The sequence below is a fragment of the Pseudomonas sp. GW821-FHT09D08 genome (assembly GCF_059416305.1).
Genome location: NZ_JBWKOX010000007.1, coordinates 182,043 through 200,354 on the forward strand (window position 1 = coordinate 182,043; position 18,312 = coordinate 200,354).

Below are 18,312 nucleotides of genomic sequence, written 5' to 3' on the forward strand. Positions count from 1 at the left end.
GGATGGAATCAAATCTGGAACCGCTGCCGCTCCGACTCATACATCGGCTTCACCAAGGCAAACTCATGATCGATCTGGTCCACCAGCGCCCCCAGGTCCGCCGTGGCCTCAGCGGACTCCGCCTCCAAGCGCTGGCACAGGTGCGCCAACCGCACTGCGCCGAGGTTGCCACTGCTGCCCTTGAAGCTATGGGCGATACGCCCCAGTGCCTTGGCGTCGTCCCGCGCCTTGCGCAGCGCTTCGACGCGTTTCTGGGAGTCATCGAGGAAGGTATCGAGCAACTTGGGATACTCGCCTTCCATGACCTCCTGCAAACCCGACAACACGTCCGGGTCCATATGAATCTCAGCCACTTGCTCGCTCCTTGATCAAGAATCGGCGGATTATGCCAGAGCCCCCCAGCAAAACTCTACGCAGACACTGCGTCCGCCGTCGGACCAGCGCACCTGGCTGCTCAGTTGACGCACCAGGCTCAGGCCTCGACCGGACAGGCCATCGATGTCCAGCGGCCGAGCCAGCACCTGCTCCACGTCGAACCCTGGCCCACTGTCTTCAAGGCGCAGGGTCATCTTGCCGCCCGCCTCGGTGGGCACCACCTGCACATGCACGCGCACATAGCCACTGTTCAACTGCGCCAGGCGGTCATTGCGCTGGCGGTAATACTCGGCAAAGCCCTGGGCATCGCGCTTGAGCCGCGAGTCCAGGCCCAGCACGCCATGTTCCAGCGCATTGGAATACAACTCGGCCATGACGCTGTAGAGCGCCCCGCTCTGCTCGCGCAGTCCCTGGATCTCCAGCAGCAGCTGCAGCAGGTAGGGCAAGGGGTTGTAACGCTTGAGGGTTTCGGCCCGAAATTCGAAACTCACCGACCAATCGAGCGGGCATGTCTGGCCGCTGTCGGCATACAGCAGCCCGGTCGCACGCAGCGGCTGCCCGGGTTGCAGGATGATTTCCACCAGACTGACATCGTCCCGCGCCTCACCGCGAAAAGCCGCCAGGGCGCGCTCGATGTCGTCGAAGAGCCGGTCGGGCTCACGGTTGGCGGCAAACACCTGCTGCAGGCGCTCGACGCCAAACAGCTGGTCATTGGCGTCGGCGGTGTCCAGCACCCCATCGGAGAGCAGGAACACGCGGTCACCCAGCGCCATGGGCCAGACCTCGGTGCGATCATCAAACGCCTCAGCCGACAGCACCCCCAACGGCAAATGCCGTGGCTGCAGCGGCGTGCGCCTGCCGCTGGCGACTTCATGCACATAGCCTTCGGGCATGCCGCCGTTCCACACCTCCACCACCCGCCGCTGCGTGCTCAGGCACAGCAGGGTGGCGCAGCAGAACATGTCCACCGGCAGGATGCGCTTGAGCTTGGCATTCATCTCCCGCAGGATCTGCGCCAGGCCGTAGCCCTTGGCAGTCATGCCATAGAACACTTCTGCCAGGGGCATGGCGCCCACCGCCGCCGGCAGGCCATGGCCGGTGAAATCGCCGAGCAGCACGTGCATGTCGCCCGACGGCGTATACGCCGCCAGCAGCAGGTCGCCGTTGAACAGCGCATAGGGCGATTGCAGGTAGCGGATATTCGGCGCCGCGTTGATGCAGCCGGAATGGGCGACTTTATCGAAGACCGCCTTGGCCACCCGCTGCTCATGCAGCAAGTGGTCATGGTGCCGGGCGATCTGGTCGCGCTGCTGCAGCATCGTCGCCTGCAGCCGGCGCAGGCGGTCCATGGCGTTGATCTTGGCCGCCAGGATCAACTGGTTATAGGGCTTGGGCAGGAAATCATCGCCGCCGGCATCCAGGCACTCGGCCAGGGCGGCACTCTCGCGCAGGGACGTGAGGAAGATGATCGGCACCAGTTCCTCCCCCGCCAACTGCTTGATCCACCGCGCGGCGGTCAGGCCATCCATCACGGGCATGATCGCGTCCATCAACACCAGTTGCGGGCGCTCGCGCGCGAATAGCTCAACGGCCTCCTCGCCATTGGTTGCAGTGAGCACCTGGTGCCCCTGGCGTCGCACAATGGTCGACAGCAACAGCAGGTCGGCGGCGCTGTCTTCGGCGATCAGGATCGTCAGCGGCTCAACCGCGGGGGCCAGGGCGCTCAATTGATGTCGAACAATTTGTCGAAGTTGGAAATAGCGAGGATCTTGCGCACATCGGAGTTGGTGTTGATCACCTGGACCTCCGACTCCTCGCCGCCGGCGTGGTCCCTCAACAGCAGGAGCATGCCCAGGGCCGAACTGTCCATATAAGTGGTTTCCTTCAGGTCGACCACATACGACTCAGGCACCTTGTAGAAACGCTCGTAAGCCTCACGAAATGTCTGGTGGCTACTGAAATCGAACCGACCCTTGATTGCGATCGTCAACTTCTTCCCGTCCAGGGATACTTCTGACTCGATTGACATGCGACTGCTTCCTTGTCATGGGCATAGACACAAGGTGTAGCAGGCGAATGGGATACCAGCAACACGGCAGATCAAATGTGGCAGGCGGGCCACCGTCAGTATTGTGATTGGCGCGGCAGGCGCTGGGACAATTCGTCGAGCAATTTCTGCTCGCGCTTGTCTTCCAATGCCCGCGCTTCGTCGATGTAGCGCTGCACCAGTTTGCGCAGGCCCTCGACGCGGGCGAAGGCTTGCTGCCAGCTCTCGCGGGCCTTGTCGAGGTTGTTCTGGTGCCAGGCCAGGCTTTGGCGCTGCTGGCCGACGGCCGTCTCGAGCTGATTGAGAAAGCCCTGGTAACCCATCAGCCATTGCCCCGACACACCTTGGGTGCCGCGCTCGATCCATTGCTGCTGGTACTCGCTACGGAAGCGCTCCAGGTCGCCCAGCTTACTTTCCGCCAAGCGCACCTGGCCCTGGAAATACCCCAGGCGCTGGACCGCGGTTTTCTCGGCCTTTTCGGCCATGTCGACCACCGGGGCCAGGCGCGCAGCGCGGCTGTTGGCCATGGCTTAGCCGCCCGGCGCAGGAGCGAAGATCGAACCCAGGTGCGCTTCGCTTTCACCCATGCTGATCTTGTCGTTGAGGCCCTGACGCAAGTAGGTCACCAACTGCGGTTGCAGGGCGATCGCCAGGTCGGTGTCGCGGTCGCCGCCGGCCACGTAGGCACCGACGCTGATCAAGTCGCGGCTCTGTTGATAACGCGACCACAGCTGCTTGAACTGCTGCGCCCGGGCCATATGCTCCGGCGTGACCACCGCCGGCATGACCCGGCTGATGGACGCTTCGATGTCGATGGCCGGGTAGTGCCCCTCCTCCGCCAGACGCCGCGACAGCACGATGTGGCCGTCGAGCACACCCCGCGCCGAGTCGGCGATGGGATCCTGCTGGTCATCGCCTTCGGACAATACGGTGTAGAACGCGGTGATCGAGCCGCCACCGGCCTCGGCATTACCGGCGCGCTCAACCAGTTTGGGCAGCTTGGCGAACACCGACGGCGGGTAGCCCTTGGTGGCCGGGGGCTCGCCGATGGCCAGGGCGATTTCCCGCTGGGCCTGGGCGAAACGGGTGAGGGAGTCCATCAGCAACAGGACGTTCTTGCCCTTGTCGCGAAAATATTCGGCGATGCGTGTGCAGTACATGGCCGCGCGCAGACGCATCAGCGGCGCATCGTCCGCGGGGGATGCGACCACCACCGAGCGCTTGAGGCCTTCTTCGCCGAGGCTGTGTTCGATGAACTCCTTCACCTCGCGGCCCCGTTCGCCGATCAGGCCCACCACGATGATGTCGGCCTCGGTAAAGCGCGTCATCATGCCGAGCAATACCGACTTACCCACCCCCGTACCCGCGAACAGGCCCAGACGCTGGCCGCGGCCGACCGTCAATAAACCGTTGATGCTGCGAATCCCCACGTCCAGCGGCACACTGATGGGGTTGCGGTTGAGCGGGTTGATGGTGGGGCCGTCCATCGGCACCCAGTCTTCGGCTTTCATGCCGCCCTTGCCGTCCAGTGCGCGACCGGCGCCGTCCAGCACCCGGCCGAGCATGCTCATGCCCATGGGCAGGCGGCCGGTGTCGGCCAGGGGCACCACACGGGCGCCGGGGGCGATGCCGGCCAGGCTGCCGACGGGCATGAGGAAAATCTTGTTGCCGGAAAAACCCATCACTTCGGCTTCGACCTGCACCGGATGGTAGCTGTCGTCGTTGATCACCATGCAGCGGCTGCCCATGGCGGCCCGCAGGCCCTCGGCTTCGAGGGTCAGGCCGACCATGCGCAACAGGCGCCCTTCGAGGATTGGCTGGCCGGGCAATTCGGTGGCCTCGGCATAGCCGCCCAGGCGCTTGGCGAAGCTGGTGCGATCAAGGCGCATCGGGGGCGTCCAGGTCCACGCTCAGGTCCGGCTCGGCCGGGTTCAGCGCCTGCTCGTGTTGTTGATCAAGCAGCTTGGCCATGATCTGGCTGATGCGGGTTTCCACCGTGGCATCGATGCGGCTGTGTTCGGTCTCGACCCGGCAACCGCCAGGCTGCAGCGCCGCATCTTCGACGATGCGCCAGGTTTCTTCATGGCGCTCGCGCATCGCTTTGACTTGTTCGAAGTCCTGCGGATTGATGTACAGCCGCACATTGCCGACGCCCAGGGGCAACAACTTGAGGGCTTCGCGCATCACGCTTTCGATCTGGCTGGAATCCAGCACCAGTTCGCGCTGGATCACCTGGCGGGTGATGTGCTGTACCAGGCCGACCATGGATTTTTCGATCTGCGAATCCTGCTCGGCGATGGGCGCGAACAGGTTGCCCATCAGGCGCTCCAGGCTGGCCAGCTTGACGCTCAGCGCCGCCTCGGCCTCCTGGCGCACCTTGAGGGTGGTGCTGCGAAAACCGTCTTTCTCGCCAGCGGCGAAGCCTTCGTTGTAGGCCTCCTGACGGATGCTTTCCAACTCTTCCAGGGTCAGTGGCTGGACTTCCTCCAGCGGCACTTCTTCCATTTCCACCGGCGGCTCTTCAACCGGTTCCGGCTCGGGCTCGGGCACATGCGGATCGAAGCTGGGCAACGACCAGATGTCGAACCCACCGACGTCCCGTGCGCGAATCAGATCGCTGGGCGCCTCATCTTTGTTCGACATGGGGAGCGCCTTAGATCATTTCTTCGCCGCCCTTCCCACCGAGAACGATTTCTCCGGCTTCGGCCATACGGCGGGCAATGGTGAGGATTTCTTTCTGGGCGGTTTCCACGTCGCTGACGCGCACCGGACCCTTGGCTTCCAGGTCGTCGCGCAACAGCTCGGAGGCACGCTTGGACATGTTCTTGAAGATCTTCTCCTTGACGCCTTCGTCCGAGCCCTTGAGGGCCAGTACCAGCACGTCGGAGGACACTTCGCGCAGCAACGCCTGGATGCCACGGTCGTCGACATCGGAGAGGTTGTTGAACACGAACATGAGGTCTTCGATCTGGCCGGACAGGGTGTCGTCGATCTCGCGGATCGAGTCCATCAACTGGCCTTCGACCGAGCTGTCGAGGAAGTTCATGATGTCGGCCGCGCGCTTGATACCACCCAGGGTGGTGCGCGAGGCGTTCGAGTTGCCCGAGAACTGTTTCTCGAGAATCGTGTTGAGCTCCTTCAGGGCCGCCGGCTGCACGGTGTTCAGCGACGACACGCGCAGGATGATGTCCAGGCGCACCTTATGGTCGAAGTGGCCAAGCACTTCACCGGCCTGGTCCGGGTCGAGGTAGGCCACCACGATTGCCTGGATCTGCGGGTGCTCGTAGCGGATCACGTCGGCGACCGCGCGCGGTTCCATCCACTTGAGGCTGTCCAGGCCACTGGTGTTGCCGCCCAGCAGGATGCGGTCGATCAGGCCGTTGGCCTTGTCTTCGCCCAGGGCCGAGGTGAGCATCTTGCGGATGTAGCTGTCGGAGCCGACGCCCAGGCTGGTCTGGTCGCCGACGATCTCGACGAACTCGCTCATCACCTGTTCGACTTGCTCGCGGTGCACATTGCGCATTTGCGCCATGGCCACGCCCACCCGCTGGACCTCTTTGGGGCCCATGTGGCGCAGCACTTGGGCGGCGTCGGTTTCCCCCAGGGACAGCAGCAGGACTGCGGCTTTGTCGACCCGGGAGAGCTTGGCAACAGCGGCTCGATCACTCATCTGCGTTAATCCACTCTTTCACGACCTGGGCCACACGGCCCGGGTCTTCTGCTACCAGACTTTTGATTGCGTTCAACTGCGCGTCATAGCCTTCGCTCGGGCTCGGCAACAGGATGCTTTGCGGGCCGCCGAGGCTGACGCGGTCGTTGGCCAGTTCGCCGTCCAGGCCGCCCATGCCACCCAACTCGACATCGCTGCCACCGAAGGCCGCCAGTTGTTTCTTGCCGTTGCCGGTGATGTTGTTGAGCACCGGGCGCAGCACGCCGAACACCAGCACCAGGATGAACAACACACCCAGCACTTGCTTGACGATGTCCCAGAACCACGGCTGGGTGTAGAACGCCGCTTCGGCGATCACTTCGCCACGCTCGGCGGAGAACGGCATGTTAATCACGCTGACGCTGTCACCCCGACTGGCGTCAAAACCAACGGCGTCCTGCACCAGGCGTGTGAACCGCGCCAATTCGTCGGCGCTCCACGGCGCACGTGTTACAGCACCGTCAGCGGCGTTGACCTTGACCTGGTCATCCACCACCACCGACACCGACAGGCGATTGACGCGACCCTGCTGCTGCTTGGTGTGGCTGATGGAACGGTCGAGTTCGAAGTTCTTGGTGGACTGGTTACGCTTGTCCGCCGGGTACGGCGCGAGCATCGGCTGGCCGGTGGCCGGGTCCATGATCTGCTGGCCGTTGGCATCCAACAGTGGCTGGCCAGGCTGGATCGCGCCCGCGGTGGCTGCGGCGCCACCGGTGGTTTGCGGCGCCGAAGCCGGAGCCGGCGGCTGGTTGCTCAGGGCACCCGGCACACCTTGCGGGCCATTGCTGGCGGTACGTTGTTCGCTGGTCGATTGCTCACTGCGCAGGGCCGGCTGGTCCGGGTTGAACTGCTCGGAGGTCGACTCGACGGCGCTGAAGTCCACGTCGGCAGACACTTCCGCCTTGTAGCGGTCATTGCCGAGCACCGGTTGCAGGATGTTGTGCACACGCTGGGTGAGCATGCTTTCCATGCGGCGGCTGTAGTCGAACTGCTTGCCGGCCTGGGTCAGCGCGGAGTTTTCGGCCATGTCGGAGAGCAGGTTGCCCTTCTGGTCGACCACGGTGATTTGCGACTTGCTCAGTTCGGGAACGCTGGTGGCCACCAGGTTGATGATCGCCATGACCTGGCCAGGCTCCAGGGATCGGCCGGAAAACAGTTCGACCAATACCGACGCACTGGGCTTGCGCTCATCGCGCACAAACACCGAGCTTTTCGGAATCGCCAGGTGCACGCGGGCACCCTTGACGTTGTTCAGGCTGGAAATGGTGCGCGCCAGCTCGCCTTCAAGGCCACGACGGTAGCGGGTGGCTTCCATGAACTGGCTGGTCCCCAGGCCCTGGTCCTTGTCGAGGATCTCGAAACCGATATTGCTGTCGGACGGGGTCACGCCGGCGGCAGCCAGCTTCATGCGCGCACGGGCCACATCGTCGGCCTTGACCAGCAGGGCGCCGGAGTTGGGCTCCACGGTGTAGGCGATGTCGGCGGCGGCGAGGGTTTCCATGATCTGCTTGGAATCCATGCCCGCCAGGCTGCCGTACAACGGCCGGTAATCGGGTTGCTGCGACCACAACACCACGGCGAAACCAATCGCCACGCTGGCAGCCAGGCCGACCATCAGGCCCACCTGACGCAGCATGGTCATTTCCGAGAGGTTTTCCAGGAACGACAGGCCAAACAGCGGCGGCTTGCCGTCTGTCTTGGCGGGTACGTTGTCGGAGACTGCTTCTGCCATGACTTAAATCTCGCCCTTAAACCGGCATCTGCATGATGTCTTGATAGGCCTGAACCAGCTTGTTACGCACTTGGGTCAGGGCCTGGAAGGAAACGCTGGCCTTTTGCGAGGCGACCATCACATCGGTGAGGTCCACGCCGCTTTTGCCGATCTCGAACGCATTGGCCAACTGGCTGGAAGCTTGCTGGGTATCACTGACTTTGTTGATGGCCTGGCCGAGCATGTCGGCGAAGCTGCTTTGGCCCAATTCCGGCGCTGGCGCGACGGATTTCGGTTGAGCCATGGCATCCATCTGCATGGCGCGCATATCCAACATCAACCGATTGAACTCAATACCCTGGCTCATGACCTTCTCTCTCCAACCTGCAATTTTTTGACACTACGCAGCGATTACTAGGGGAGGTAGCAACAAGGGTGCCAGATCCGCATCAGCTCGTAAGAAAAGGCGACAAACATTGTCGACCTTCTTACCGGTTACGTGGCGAATAGATACGCTTCTACGTCCATCCCGGCGTCACGCATCTGCGCCAGCTTGTAGCGCAGGGTGCGCGGGCTGATGCCCAGGCGCTCGGCGGCCTCTTTGCGCCGGCCGCGCTCGGCGCGCAGGGTGTCGATGATCATCTGGAATTCGCGGCGACGCAGGTCGTCGCCCAGCGCACCGGCAGACTCAGCCTCTGCAACCACCGGCGCGGGCGCCAACGTCGGCAATGGCGCCGCGCCACTGCCCATGGCCAGGCAGAAATCCTGGGGCTGGATCAAGCCGCCCTGCTGCAGGATCAGCGCGCGCTGGATGGCGTTGTCCAATTCCCGCACGTTACCGGGCCATGGATAACTGATCAGGCAGGCCTGGGCTTGCGCCGACAGCCGCGCCTGGGCGTGCTTCATTTTTTTGACGTGGTTGTTCAGCAGGCGCTCGGCCAGCGGAATGATATCTGCCGGGCGTTCACGCAGCGGGCGCCAGGCCAGGGGGAACACCGAAAGCCGATAGAACAGGTCTTCCCGGAAGCGCCCCGCCGCCACTTCGCCGGCGAGGTCCCGGTTGGTGGTGGCGACCACACGGATGTCCAACTGGATCGGCTTGCGCGCACCCACCCGCTCCACTTCGCGCTCTTGCAGCACCCGCAGCAACTTGGCTTGCAGGCCCAGAGGCATTTCCGAGATTTCATCCAGCAAAATGGTGCCGCCATCGGCCTGTTCGAACTTGCCCGCCTGGGCCGCGATGGCGCCGGTGAACGAACCTTTCTCATGGCCGAACAGGGTGGCTTCAAGCATGTTGTCGGGGATCGCCGCGCAGTTGATGGCGATAAACGGTTGCTGGGCGCGGGTCGACTGCTGGTGGATATAACGCGCCAGCACCTCTTTACCGGTGCCGGACTCTCCGGAGATCAGCACGGTGGAGTCACTGCGCGCCACACGGGCCGCCAACTCCAGCAATTGTGCACTGGCCGGCTCGAAGGCGATCGGGCCCTCGCCTTCGTTGGCCGGGATCACCCCCAGGGCGTGACGCGCCACCAGTTCGATCAGGGCTTTAGGCTCGAAGGGCTTGACCAGGTAATCCGCCGCGCCCTGGCGCATCGCGTCCACGGCACGCTCCACCGCACCGTGGGCGGTCATCAGCAGCACCGGCAGTTGCGGCTGACGCGCACGCAGCAGGCCGAGCAACTGGTGGCCATCCATGCCAGGCATGTTCACGTCGCTGACCACCAGGCTGAAGGCTTCCTGCTCCACCGCGTCCAAGGCGTCCTCGGCAGAACCGACCGCCCGGTAGTCATGGCCCGCCAACAACAGCGTGTCAGCCAATGCTTCACGCAGGGCGCGATCGTCTTCCACCAACAGAACCTTGATAGCCATATCCTTACTCCGCGCTTGCCGCGCATGAAAACAGCGGCAAGGTCATCAATGCACAGGTGCCACGCCCAACACGGGAATGCAGCTGCAATTCTCCCTGATGGGCACGCGCCACCGCCTTGACCACGGTCAGGCCAAGGCCCGTACCGTTGGTCTTGGTGGTGAAAAAGGGTTCACCCAGGCGCTTGAGCACCACCGGGTCGATACCGCTGCCGCTGTCGCTGATGCACAGCCGCAGGGTTTGCTCGCGGTTGTACAGGTGCACCTTGAGCCGCGCGCCGGGGCCGCTGGCCTGGGTGGCGTTTTCGATCAGGTTGAGCAGCGAGCCCACCAGGGTGTCACGGTTGCAGAGCAGCTCGCCGAGGTGGCTGTCGCACTGCCAACGCACTTGCACGTCCTGGATATGGGCAGCGGCCGCCGCTTGCAGGGCCTGCATCAGCTGGGCCGGCGTCACGCGGTCGGTCAGCGGCAATTCGCCGCGGGCAAACACCAGCATGTCGCGGACCTGGTGCTCCAATTCATGCAGGCGCTCCTTCAGGCGCCCGGCAAAGCGCTGGTGCGTGGCGGCGGGCAATTGCTCATCAGTCAAATGACTGGCGTAGATCAACGCGGCCGACAACGGCGTACGGATCTGATGCGCCAACGAAGCGACCATCCTGCCCAGGGACGACAAACGCTCATGGCGCGCCAACTGGTCTTGAAGGTGCCGGGTTTCAGTCAGGTCGTTGAGCAGCACCAACTGGCCCGGCTCCGCATCCAGGGAACGGGTGGCGATGGACAGGCGGCGCCCGTCTTTCAGGGAGATTTCGTGGCCATCGTCCTCACGCGGCGCAAAGCAGCGGGTGATGACATGGCGCCACAGCTCGCCTTCCAGCGGCAGGCCGAGCATGTCGCAGGCCGCCGGGTTGGCTTCACGCACGCGGCCCTCTTCGTCGATGACGATCACGCCACCAGGCAACAGCGACAACAGGTTTTGCAGACGGTTGGCCAGGCGCTCTTTCTCGGCCAGCTCTTCCATGCGCTGGGCGCTGACCACGGCCAGTTCGCCTTTCAGCTCGGAGACCCGGGCTTCCAGCAGGCTGTAGGAGTCGGTCAGTTGGCTCGACATCTGGCTGAACTGCGAGAACGCCTGCTCAAGACCCTGGCGGGTCGGCGGCTCGACAGGCGGAACCAGCCCCTGGATGGCAGGGGCCGAAGATAGTTGGGCGGCGTGGGGCATGATGCTCTCTCGCTTGGCTGACCGTCAGTTAAACGGAACGTTGCGAGGGCTGTAGCAATAGTTGTGCCGAAAAAAAACCGCTGAAATATCAGCGGCTTGAAAAACAGGCGTCAATCATCTGCCTGTTCATCACCTTCTTTGCGGCTCATTCCGTACTTGCGCATCTTCTCCACCAGGGTCGTTCGACGGATGCGCAGGCGCTCGGCGGCACGGGCGACGATGCCGTTGGCGTCGTCCAGGGCCTGCTGGATCAGCCCCTGCTCGAGGTTGCCGAGGTAGTCTTTCAAGTCCAGGCCTTCAGGCGGCAGCATGGCGGTGGAGCCGAAGTCCGGGGTGTGGCCGTTGATGGCGACCCGCTCTTCCATATCGCTGCGCAGGCTGTCGACCAGTTGCTCGTCTTCGTCGTCGACGTAGCGGAATTTCTTCGGCAGCTCGACCACGCCGATCACGCCGTAGGGATGCATGATCGCCATGCGCTCCACCAGGTTGGCCAGCTCACGGACGTTACCGGGCCAGCCGTGGCGGCACAGGGACATGATCGCGGCCGAGTTGAAGCGGATCGAACCGCGTTTTTCGTGCTCCATGCGCGAGATCAGTTCGTTCATCAGCAGCGGGATGTCCTCCACGCGCTCACGCAACGGGGCCATCTCGATCGGGAATACGTTGAGGCGGTAGTACAGGTCTTCGCGGAAGCTGCCGACCTCGATCATGCTTTCGAGGTTCTTGTGGGTCGCGGCGATGATGCGCACGTCGACGCTCTGGGTCTTGTTGCTGCCCACGCGCTCGAAGGTGCGCTCCTGCAAGACACGCAGCAGCTTGACCTGCATCGGCAGCGGCATGTCGCCGATTTCGTCGAGGAACAGGGTGCCGCCGTTGGCCAGCTCGAAACGCCCGGCACGGCTGGTGATCGCCCCGGTAAAGGCGCCCTTCTCGTGGCCGAACAGTTCGCTTTCGAGCAGCTCTGCCGGGATCGCGCCGCAGTTGACCGGCACAAAAGGCCCGTCGCGGCGCTTGGAGTGGTAGTGCAGGTTGCGCGCGACCACTTCCTTGCCGGTGCCCGATTCGCCGAGGATCAGCACGCTGGCGTCGGTATCGGCCACCTGCTGCATCATCTGGCGCACGTGCTGGATGGCACGGCTGGTGCCGACCAGGCTGCGGAACAGGTTGGGCTCACGGTGGCGACCGCGTTCGCGGGCCTGGTCGTACATCTCGCGATAGACCTGGGCACGGTGCAGGGAATCAAGCAATTTGCTGTAGCTGGGGGGCATTTCCAGACTGGAAAGCACGCGGCGGCGCTGGTCTTCCGGCAACTCGACAGAAGAAATATCACCAATTAGCAACACCGGAAGGAACTCATCCCAGGTAGACAGTGTCTTTAACAAGCCCAAAACAGCGCCAGGAGCGTTTACCGTCCCGATCAGCACACAGATGACTTCACGGCTCGATGACAATGAGCTGACTACCTGCTGCCAGTCATGGCTGCCGCAGGGCAGATTTTCTTCGCCAAGAAAATTCAAAATCACCGCTAAATCGCGGCGGCGGACGCTATCGTCATCGATCAGCAGAATTTTGGTTTCACGCCACATGCAATAGCAACTTCCCTAGTAAAACGCTCTGCCCAGTGTAAGGGCAATCGAGACGGCCGTAAGACTTCTTACTTTATAGACGTCTGAAATCTGAAAACAGCACTAGTTAAGTCAAAAAAGCTGGCACGGTCAAATTTATGACGCGCCGTTCGGATTAACTGCGTCTGTTCAGCCGAACAAATGGTAAACCTTTGACGCATTTTTCGCTTGGTTGATCTGCGACATCTCTTCAAAAATCGCCTGGCGCTCGCCCGTCGTCACCTCAAGCAACTGCTGGTATACCGCCAACAGGCTCTCAAGCTTTTCACGCAACGCATCCTCATCCACCGGCGCTTCGCTGAGCACCTCGTCGATCACGTTGCGACAGCCCATGTCCAGCTCGCCAATGGCGTCCCAGTTACGGTCTGCCAGCGCGCCGATCAGCGCTTCACGGGTTTCATCAATGCGTTGCAGTGCTTGGCTCATGACGTATTCCTCAAGGCCCTCAGGCCCTTCTCTGCTGCGCCTTACTCGGTTGCAGCCTGTGGCGCGGCGATGGCATCCCAGCCTTCTTTCACGGTAATCAGCAAACGCGCGACTTCGTCGATCATGTCGGCATCGTTATGCAGGTTCGCTTCCATCAGACGGTTGGTCATGTACGCATACAGACTTTCCAACTGCTGGACGTAAGCCGGGTTGTCACTCTTTTCAGCATTCAGGCCGTCGCGCAGGCCAATCACGATATCGATGGCCTTGCCCAGCATCAGGCCCTTCTGGGCGATGTCGCCACGCGCCAGCGCACCCTTGGCCTGGGCCATGCGGTCCAGCCCGCCCTCCATCAGCATCTGCACCAGGCGATGAGGGCTGGCTTCGGAGATCTGAGCATGGGAATTGACCTTCTGGTATTGGCGAAGGGCTCTCATGGGATTCATGTTTCTACCTCGTGACAGGCGACAGCGAAAAGGATTCTAGTAACCAATATGTCGACTGGCTCGCGAAAAGCTTTAGGGCCAGTCGGGCTTCGATAAAAAAAGGCCAGGCAGTTTGCCTGGCCTTTTTGCATCAGCAGGGGATCAAGAATTGGTTTTGACGTTGTTCAACGCATTGAGTGTGGTCATGACACTGGTGCTTTGCTGACGCAATTGGGCGACCAGGGTGTCCATGGCGTTGTATTTGGCCGACAGGCTGCTGGTGAGCAGGGTCATGCGCTCGTCGAGCGTGGCTTGATCCTTGGTCAGATCCTTCAACGTGTTCGACAAGGAGGTAGAGCGCGTCGCCAGGATCCCGGTGCTTGCCTTGGCAAAGTCATCCGTGGCGCTTTTCATCCGCGCCAGCATGCCGTCTTTGCCACTGAACATACTGTTGATGTCGGCGGCGTTGGTTTTAACTGCCGCATCCCACTTTTTGTCATCAATCGCCAGCAGGCCAGTACTCGAACTGGTGGTCACACCGAACTGAGCGAGGGACTTGAAGGCACCAGTGCCCGACAGCGCGTTGAACTCGTTACGGATCGTGCTCTGCAACGAACGCATGGTCGAGTCACCCGTCAACGCTGCCGCCGTGGTGCTGCCGTCCAGGTTCGTGGTGACCTTGGTTTCAGCGTTCATTGCCGTGATCAGGGCGTTGTAGCTATCAATGAACCCCTTGACCCCGGACTTGAGCGCCGTGTTGTTGGTGCTGACGGTGATGAGCGTGGCGTTCTTTTCAACCGTACTGCCCGTTTTGTAAGTCGACGCAGCTACCAGCTTGATATCCACGCCACTAAGAGCACCAGTGATGGTGTTGGACTTGGACACAGAAGAAACACCATCGATGCTGTAGAGCGCATCCTTGGGCGGATCAACGACCGTGGCCCCCACATCCAGCCCCGAGGTGCCAGACAGCGTAAGGTCCGAGCCCGTCCCCATATTGGTCGACGTCAGGATCAATCGAGAGCCATTGGAGTCGGTCTGGATGTTGGCACTGAGCCCCGAAGTACCAAACTGGGTATTGATCGAGTCACGTACCTGCTGCAGGGTCGCGCCGGCTGGAACGCTGAGATCGTAAGCCTTGCCGGACTGACTGATGGTCAGCGTCGTCGGCTTATCAGTGGTGTTGACCACTGTCGAGGTGCCACCGCTGAAGTTTTTGCTCGACAGCTTGGACGCTTGGGCCAGTTGGTCGACGATCAGCCGGAAGCTGCCGTTCGAGGCCGTATTGCTGGCCGTCATGGTCGCCGTCTTTTCATCCGAGGACGAACCGGTCAAACCGGTGAAACTGCTGTCCTTGGTCATGGAGTCCAGGGCACCACGAAACGCATCCAGTGCAGCTTGAACCTTGCCGATCGAAGACAGCGTGGTGGTCGCTTTCGCGGACGCGGTATTGATCTGCGTCTGCTTGGGCACCTTTTCGGCGTTAACCAAGGATGTCACGATCGCTTGCGTATCGATATTCGAACCGATACCACTTACCGTTGAACCCGCCATCATCTATCTCCTGTTCGGTGGCTGCCGTTATCTTGACTTATTACGCCTCAAGCCACGACAGCAACAAGTTTCATGCCAGCTCAGACTTTGTCGTCAAACAACAGGTTGCTTGCGCTGGAAAGGTTCTGTGCCAGCTTCAATGCCGTTTCCGACGGGATCTGGCGAATCACTTCACCACTGTCGGTGGCGATGACCTTGACCACCACACGGTGGGTGGAGTCATCAATGGAAAAGTCCAGTTTGCGCTGGGCCGCTTGTACGAATTCGCGAATATCAGTGACTGCTTTTTCCAGGTCGGCACGCTCAGGCTCTTTGCCTGTGGCCGGCGTTTCCTGGACTTTGGTGACGCTTTTGTCAGTTGCTGCTATCGGTGCAGGCGCGCTTTTAGGTGCAACCGGCGGATAAGACTGGTTCAGCTTTACACTCATGTCCATGTCCAATCTCCTCTAAACCGAAAAAACGGAAGGGCACGTAGACGCGCCCTTCCGTTAGTTACCAAGCGCTGGAATTACTGAAGCAGCTTCAGTACAGCGGATGGCAGCTGGTTAGCCTGCGACAGGATCGCGGTGGAGGCCGATTGCAGGGTTTGTTGCTTGGTCAGTTCGGCGGTTTCGGAAGCGAAGTCGACGTCCTGAACGGTGGAACGTGCAGCGGTGGAGTTCTTCTGAATGTTCTGCAGGTTGTCTGCAGTGGTAGTCAGACGGTTCTGGGTAGCACCCAGGCCCGAACGAACGCCGTCAATGGTGCCGATGGCCTTGTCGATAACAGCCAGCGCGTTTTGAGCGTTGGTAGCGTCGGTCACGTCGGTGTTAGAGATAGTGGTCTTGGTCGACGAAACGGTAGCAGCCGAGAACAAGTCCGATACACCAGTACCAGCGTCGCTCAGGGAGTAGCCTTTAGCCGAATCCAGGGAAACCTGACCGGTCACAACGATTGCAGCAGCACCCAGAGCAGCCGGGGTGGCGAATGCGCCAGCGCCGTCTTTAGCGCCAACCAGGATGTTGGTCTGGGCGTTGGCATCAGCACCAGAGAACGACAGGTTTTCGCCGGAATCCGACTTAACCGACAGGGTTTTGTTGGATTCGTCATAGTTAACGCTGATGCCCAGTTTGGCAGCGTTCGATTTCAGCTGGTCAGCCAGGCCGGCCAGGTCCTTCACGCCGACGAAATCAACAGCATTACCGCCGCCTACAGCCAGTTTGAAGTTCGACGGAGTGGCAGCGCCTACTTCCAGTTTGACTTCAGTGCTGGCGGTAGCGGTCAGGCCACCGATCGAACCGTTCAGGCCCGCAGCGATGTCTTTAGCCGAAGCGCCTGCAGCGTAAGTTACGGTTTTGGTCTGACCGTTGCCGGTAACAGTGATGTCGCCGCCAGCCAGGCCAGTTGCGCTAGGCGCGATGGCCTTGGTTTTGATCTGCTGCGAACCAATGTTGTTAGCTGCAACGTTTTCCAGGCTCAGGTTGATGGTTTCGTTAGCGTTAGCGCCAACCTGGATAGCTTTGGTACCGTACGAACCGTCCAGCAGCTTCTGGCCACCGAAAGTAGTGGTTTGCGAGATACGGGTCAGTTCCGAAGTCAGGGCCTGGTATTCGTCGTTGTTCGACTTACGGTCGTCAGCGCTGAGGGAGCCAGTCGCGGAAGACAGAGCCAGGGTACGCATTTTTTGCAGGATGTCGGTCGAAGCCTGCATCGCGCCTTCAGCGGTCTGAGCGATGGAGATACCGTCGTTCACGTTTTTTACTGCTTGGCCCAGGCCGTTGATTTGGCTGGTCAGGCGGTTAGCGATCTGCAGGCCGGCTGCGTCGTCTTTAGCGCTGTTGATACGCAGGCCGGAAGACAGGCGCTGCATGGAGGTGGCCAGGGCGCCGCCGGCTTTGTTCAGGTTGCCCTGAGTAGTGATCGAAGCAATGTTGGTGTTTACTGTTAAAGCCATGACGAAATCCTCGTTGGATGGATACTGCGGCTTCCGGCCCTGGCAACCGCCGGGTGTGGCCTGAGAACCTACGTAATAGTTATCGTCGTGGTAGCCGGTTGCTTGAGGATTTTTTTTGATTTTTTTAATGGCGCCGTGCCACCCCTTGTAATTCAAGGGCTTACGACGGCCAAAAACCCATATTTCATTGGGTTTTCTGGCGCCAAATAAAAAACGCCGATGCTCTTTCGAGCATCGGCGTTTGCTTTTACGCAGAAAGCAGTCTATCGAAGCGTCACGGACGATAGAGAATCGCCGATCCCCACGACAGGCCCACGCCAAAACCGCTGATTGCCACGCGCTTCCAGGTGGCGTCCATCACATGCTTTTCCAGCAGCAACGGAATGCTCGACGACACGGTGTTGCCGGTCTCGACCATGTCCTTGATGAACTTCTCCACCGGCGCGTCTTCGAAACGCCGGGCCACGGCGTCGACAATCGCCGCACTGCCCTGGTGAATGCAGAACGCATCGATGTCATCGGCCGCAAGGTCCGACTCGTCGAGCAGCTCGTGCAAATGCGCGGGCACCTTGAGCAAGGCGAAGTTGAACACCTGGCGACCGTTCATGAAGAACACGCCATCGCTGACCTTGAGATGCGGCGCGCCGGAACCGTCGGTGCCGAACTTGGACTTGCCCAGCAACCACGGCGCGTCTTCGCCCATCCAGGTGGCGGTGGCGGCATCGCCAAACAGCATGGTGGTGTTGCGGTCTTCCGGGTCGACGATCTTCGAATACGGGTCGGCGGTGACCAACAGGCCGTTTTTCAGGCCGGTGGCTTCCATGAAGCCCTTCATGGCGTAGATGCCGTAGACGTAGCCGGAGCAGCCCAGGGAAATATCAAACGCCGCCACGTGGGTGGGCAGGCCGAGTTTGTCCTGGACGATCGCAGCCGTGTGGGGCAAACCCTCTTCATCGCCGTTCTGGGTGACGACGATCAGTGCATCGATGGACTCGCGCTTCAAATCCGGGTTGTTGGCAAACAAAGCGTTGACCGCCTCGACACACAGGTCGGAGGTTTCCTGCGCGGCTTCCTTGCGCGGCAGGAACGCCGAACCGATCTTGCCGATGATGAATTCTTCATCCTTGGCGAACTTGGCACCCTGGGCGTAGTTATCGATCCCGTCTGCCGGCACGTAACTGGCGATGCTTTTTATGCCAATCATTGTGGCTTCCCAATACTAAATAGCTGGAGAACACCCCAGACGTGGCCTGGAGTGCTGACAATAAAGGGGATAACCCCATAAAAATCTCGCTGAAAGCCGCCCCGCAAGGACCCTGTGACGACTTATCCTTTTCACACGATACAGTGAAGATGCGCTTTATGACTCACAGGTCACTCAATTGTGTGTGCTTTGTGCAAAACCTTCAAACAATTAAG

At 61.0% G+C, this 18,312-nt stretch carries 18 protein-coding genes; all 18 read right to left on the minus strand.

The window, feature by feature from the left end; genetic code table 11:
- Nucleotides 1-8 precede the first annotated feature (8 nt).
- The 18 genes from AC07OP_RS15130 to AC07OP_RS15215 all read right to left on the minus strand — a co-directional run bounded on the left by AC07OP_RS15130 (nt 9) and on the right by AC07OP_RS15215 (nt 18,097).
- Nucleotides 9-353, minus strand: a complete 345-nt coding sequence (locus AC07OP_RS15130) for an Hpt domain-containing protein (protein ID WP_495100708.1) — start codon at nt 351-353, stop codon at nt 9-11.
- A gap of 30 nt (nt 354-383) precedes the next feature.
- Nucleotides 384-2,102, minus strand: a complete 1,719-nt coding sequence (locus tag AC07OP_RS15135) for an ATP-binding SpoIIE family protein phosphatase (protein WP_065940559.1) — start codon at nt 2,100-2,102, stop codon at nt 384-386.
- Nucleotides 2,099-2,404, minus strand: coding sequence for an STAS domain-containing protein (locus AC07OP_RS15140; RefSeq protein ID WP_098478953.1), 306 nt, complete (start codon nt 2,402-2,404; stop codon nt 2,099-2,101). Before AC07OP_RS15140 ends, AC07OP_RS15135 begins: the two co-directional genes overlap by 4 nt.
- Nucleotides 2,405-2,499: 95 nt before the next feature.
- Nucleotides 2,500-2,949, minus strand: a complete 450-nt coding sequence (gene fliJ / locus AC07OP_RS15145; RefSeq protein ID WP_115486759.1) for a flagellar export protein FliJ — start codon at nt 2,947-2,949, stop codon at nt 2,500-2,502.
- A gap of 3 nt (nt 2,950-2,952) precedes the next feature.
- Nucleotides 2,953-4,311 carry a flagellar protein export ATPase FliI gene (gene fliI / locus AC07OP_RS15150; RefSeq protein WP_027603852.1) on the minus strand — a complete coding sequence of 453 codons (1,359 nt, stop codon included), beginning with the start codon at nt 4,309-4,311 and terminating at the stop codon, nt 2,953-2,955.
- Nucleotides 4,301-5,065: a flagellar assembly protein FliH gene (fliH, locus tag AC07OP_RS15155; protein WP_027603851.1), complete on the minus strand. Its 765-nt coding sequence runs from the start codon at nt 5,063-5,065 to the stop codon at nt 4,301-4,303. Before fliH ends, fliI begins: the two co-directional genes overlap by 11 nt.
- Before the next feature lie 10 nt (nt 5,066-5,075).
- Nucleotides 5,076-6,092 carry a flagellar motor switch protein FliG gene (gene fliG / locus AC07OP_RS15160; RefSeq protein ID WP_017527617.1) on the minus strand — a complete coding sequence of 339 codons (1,017 nt, stop codon included), beginning with the start codon at nt 6,090-6,092 and terminating at the stop codon, nt 5,076-5,078.
- Complete coding sequence (fliF, locus tag AC07OP_RS15165) at nt 6,085-7,863, minus strand: flagellar basal-body MS-ring/collar protein FliF (protein ID WP_027603850.1); 1,779 nt, start codon at nt 7,861-7,863, stop codon at nt 6,085-6,087. Before fliF ends, fliG begins: the two co-directional genes overlap by 8 nt.
- A gap of 16 nt (nt 7,864-7,879) precedes the next feature.
- Entirely contained in the window at nt 7,880-8,209 is a 330-nt protein-coding gene (gene fliE, locus AC07OP_RS15170) for a flagellar hook-basal body complex protein FliE (protein WP_010208741.1), read from the minus strand.
- Nucleotides 8,210-8,337: 128 nt separating this feature from the next.
- Nucleotides 8,338-9,714 carry a sigma-54-dependent transcriptional regulator gene (locus tag AC07OP_RS15175; RefSeq protein WP_115486757.1) on the minus strand — a complete coding sequence of 459 codons (1,377 nt, stop codon included), beginning with the start codon at nt 9,712-9,714 and terminating at the stop codon, nt 8,338-8,340.
- A 4-nt stretch (nt 9,715-9,718) separates the two neighbouring features.
- The gene (locus tag AC07OP_RS15180) at nt 9,719-10,930 is read right to left on the minus strand and encodes a sensor histidine kinase (RefSeq protein WP_065940565.1); all 1,212 of its coding nucleotides are present in this window, start codon (nt 10,928-10,930) and stop codon (nt 9,719-9,721) included.
- A 110-nt stretch (nt 10,931-11,040) separates the two neighbouring features.
- Nucleotides 11,041-12,516 (minus strand): sigma-54 dependent transcriptional regulator, encoded by a 1,476-nt coding sequence (locus tag AC07OP_RS15185; protein ID WP_495100707.1) that lies wholly within the window; start codon nt 12,514-12,516, stop codon nt 11,041-11,043.
- A gap of 168 nt (nt 12,517-12,684) precedes the next feature.
- The gene (gene fliT, locus AC07OP_RS15190; RefSeq protein ID WP_027603846.1) at nt 12,685-12,981 is read right to left on the minus strand and encodes a flagellar protein FliT; all 297 of its coding nucleotides are present in this window, start codon (nt 12,979-12,981) and stop codon (nt 12,685-12,687) included.
- A gap of 41 nt (nt 12,982-13,022) precedes the next feature.
- Nucleotides 13,023-13,427: a flagellar export chaperone FliS gene (gene fliS, locus AC07OP_RS15195; protein ID WP_065924954.1), complete on the minus strand. Its 405-nt coding sequence runs from the start codon at nt 13,425-13,427 to the stop codon at nt 13,023-13,025.
- 141 nt (nt 13,428-13,568) lie between these two features.
- Nucleotides 13,569-14,960: a flagellar filament capping protein FliD gene (gene fliD, locus AC07OP_RS15200; protein ID WP_141155700.1), complete on the minus strand. Its 1,392-nt coding sequence runs from the start codon at nt 14,958-14,960 to the stop codon at nt 13,569-13,571.
- Between the two features lie 80 nt (nt 14,961-15,040).
- On the minus strand, nt 15,041-15,394 hold the full coding sequence (locus tag AC07OP_RS15205; protein WP_027603843.1) for a flagellar protein FlaG: 354 nt from the start codon (nt 15,392-15,394) through the stop codon (nt 15,041-15,043).
- A 74-nt stretch (nt 15,395-15,468) separates the two neighbouring features.
- Complete coding sequence (locus AC07OP_RS15210) at nt 15,469-16,893, minus strand: flagellin N-terminal helical domain-containing protein (protein ID WP_495100729.1); 1,425 nt, start codon at nt 16,891-16,893, stop codon at nt 15,469-15,471.
- 274 nt (nt 16,894-17,167) lie between these two features.
- Nucleotides 17,168-18,097 (minus strand): ketoacyl-ACP synthase III, encoded by a 930-nt coding sequence (locus tag AC07OP_RS15215; protein ID WP_065924951.1) that lies wholly within the window; start codon nt 18,095-18,097, stop codon nt 17,168-17,170.
- Nucleotides 18,098-18,312 lie beyond the last annotated feature (215 nt).

Excerpts from the sequence above, each read along its gene's own strand:
- AC07OP_RS15140 (WP_098478953.1), bottom strand. The coding sequence starts at position 2,404 with ATGTCAATCGAGTCAGAAGTATCCCTGGACGGGAAGAAGTTGACGATC.
- fliJ (WP_115486759.1), bottom strand. The coding sequence starts at position 2,949 with ATGGCCAACAGCCGCGCTGCGCGCCTGGCCCCGGTGGTCGACATGGCC.
- fliI (WP_027603852.1), bottom strand. The coding sequence starts at position 4,311 with ATGCGCCTTGATCGCACCAGCTTCGCCAAGCGCCTGGGCGGCTATGCC.
- fliH (WP_027603851.1), bottom strand. The coding sequence starts at position 5,065 with ATGTCGAACAAAGATGAGGCGCCCAGCGATCTGATTCGCGCACGGGAC.
- fliG (WP_017527617.1), bottom strand. The coding sequence starts at position 6,092 with ATGAGTGATCGAGCCGCTGTTGCCAAGCTCTCCCGGGTCGACAAAGCC.
- fliF (WP_027603850.1), bottom strand. The coding sequence starts at position 7,863 with ATGGCAGAAGCAGTCTCCGACAACGTACCCGCCAAGACAGACGGCAAG.
- fliE (WP_010208741.1), bottom strand. The coding sequence starts at position 8,209 with ATGAGCCAGGGTATTGAGTTCAATCGGTTGATGTTGGATATGCGCGCC.
- AC07OP_RS15175 (WP_115486757.1), bottom strand. The coding sequence starts at position 9,714 with ATGGCTATCAAGGTTCTGTTGGTGGAAGACGATCGCGCCCTGCGTGAA.
- AC07OP_RS15180 (WP_065940565.1), bottom strand. The coding sequence starts at position 10,930 with ATGCCCCACGCCGCCCAACTATCTTCGGCCCCTGCCATCCAGGGGCTG.
- AC07OP_RS15185 (WP_495100707.1), bottom strand. The coding sequence starts at position 12,516 with ATGTGGCGTGAAACCAAAATTCTGCTGATCGATGACGATAGCGTCCGC.
- fliT (WP_027603846.1), bottom strand. The coding sequence starts at position 12,981 with ATGAGCCAAGCACTGCAACGCATTGATGAAACCCGTGAAGCGCTGATC.
- fliS (WP_065924954.1), bottom strand. The coding sequence starts at position 13,427 with ATGAATCCCATGAGAGCCCTTCGCCAATACCAGAAGGTCAATTCCCAT.
- fliD (WP_141155700.1), bottom strand. The coding sequence starts at position 14,960 with ATGGCGGGTTCAACGGTAAGTGGTATCGGTTCGAATATCGATACGCAA.
- AC07OP_RS15205 (WP_027603843.1), bottom strand. The coding sequence starts at position 15,394 with ATGGACATGAGTGTAAAGCTGAACCAGTCTTATCCGCCGGTTGCACCT.
- AC07OP_RS15210 (WP_495100729.1), bottom strand. The coding sequence starts at position 16,893 with ATGGCTTTAACAGTAAACACCAACATTGCTTCGATCACTACTCAGGGC.
- AC07OP_RS15215 (WP_065924951.1), bottom strand. The coding sequence starts at position 18,097 with ATGATTGGCATAAAAAGCATCGCCAGTTACGTGCCGGCAGACGGGATC.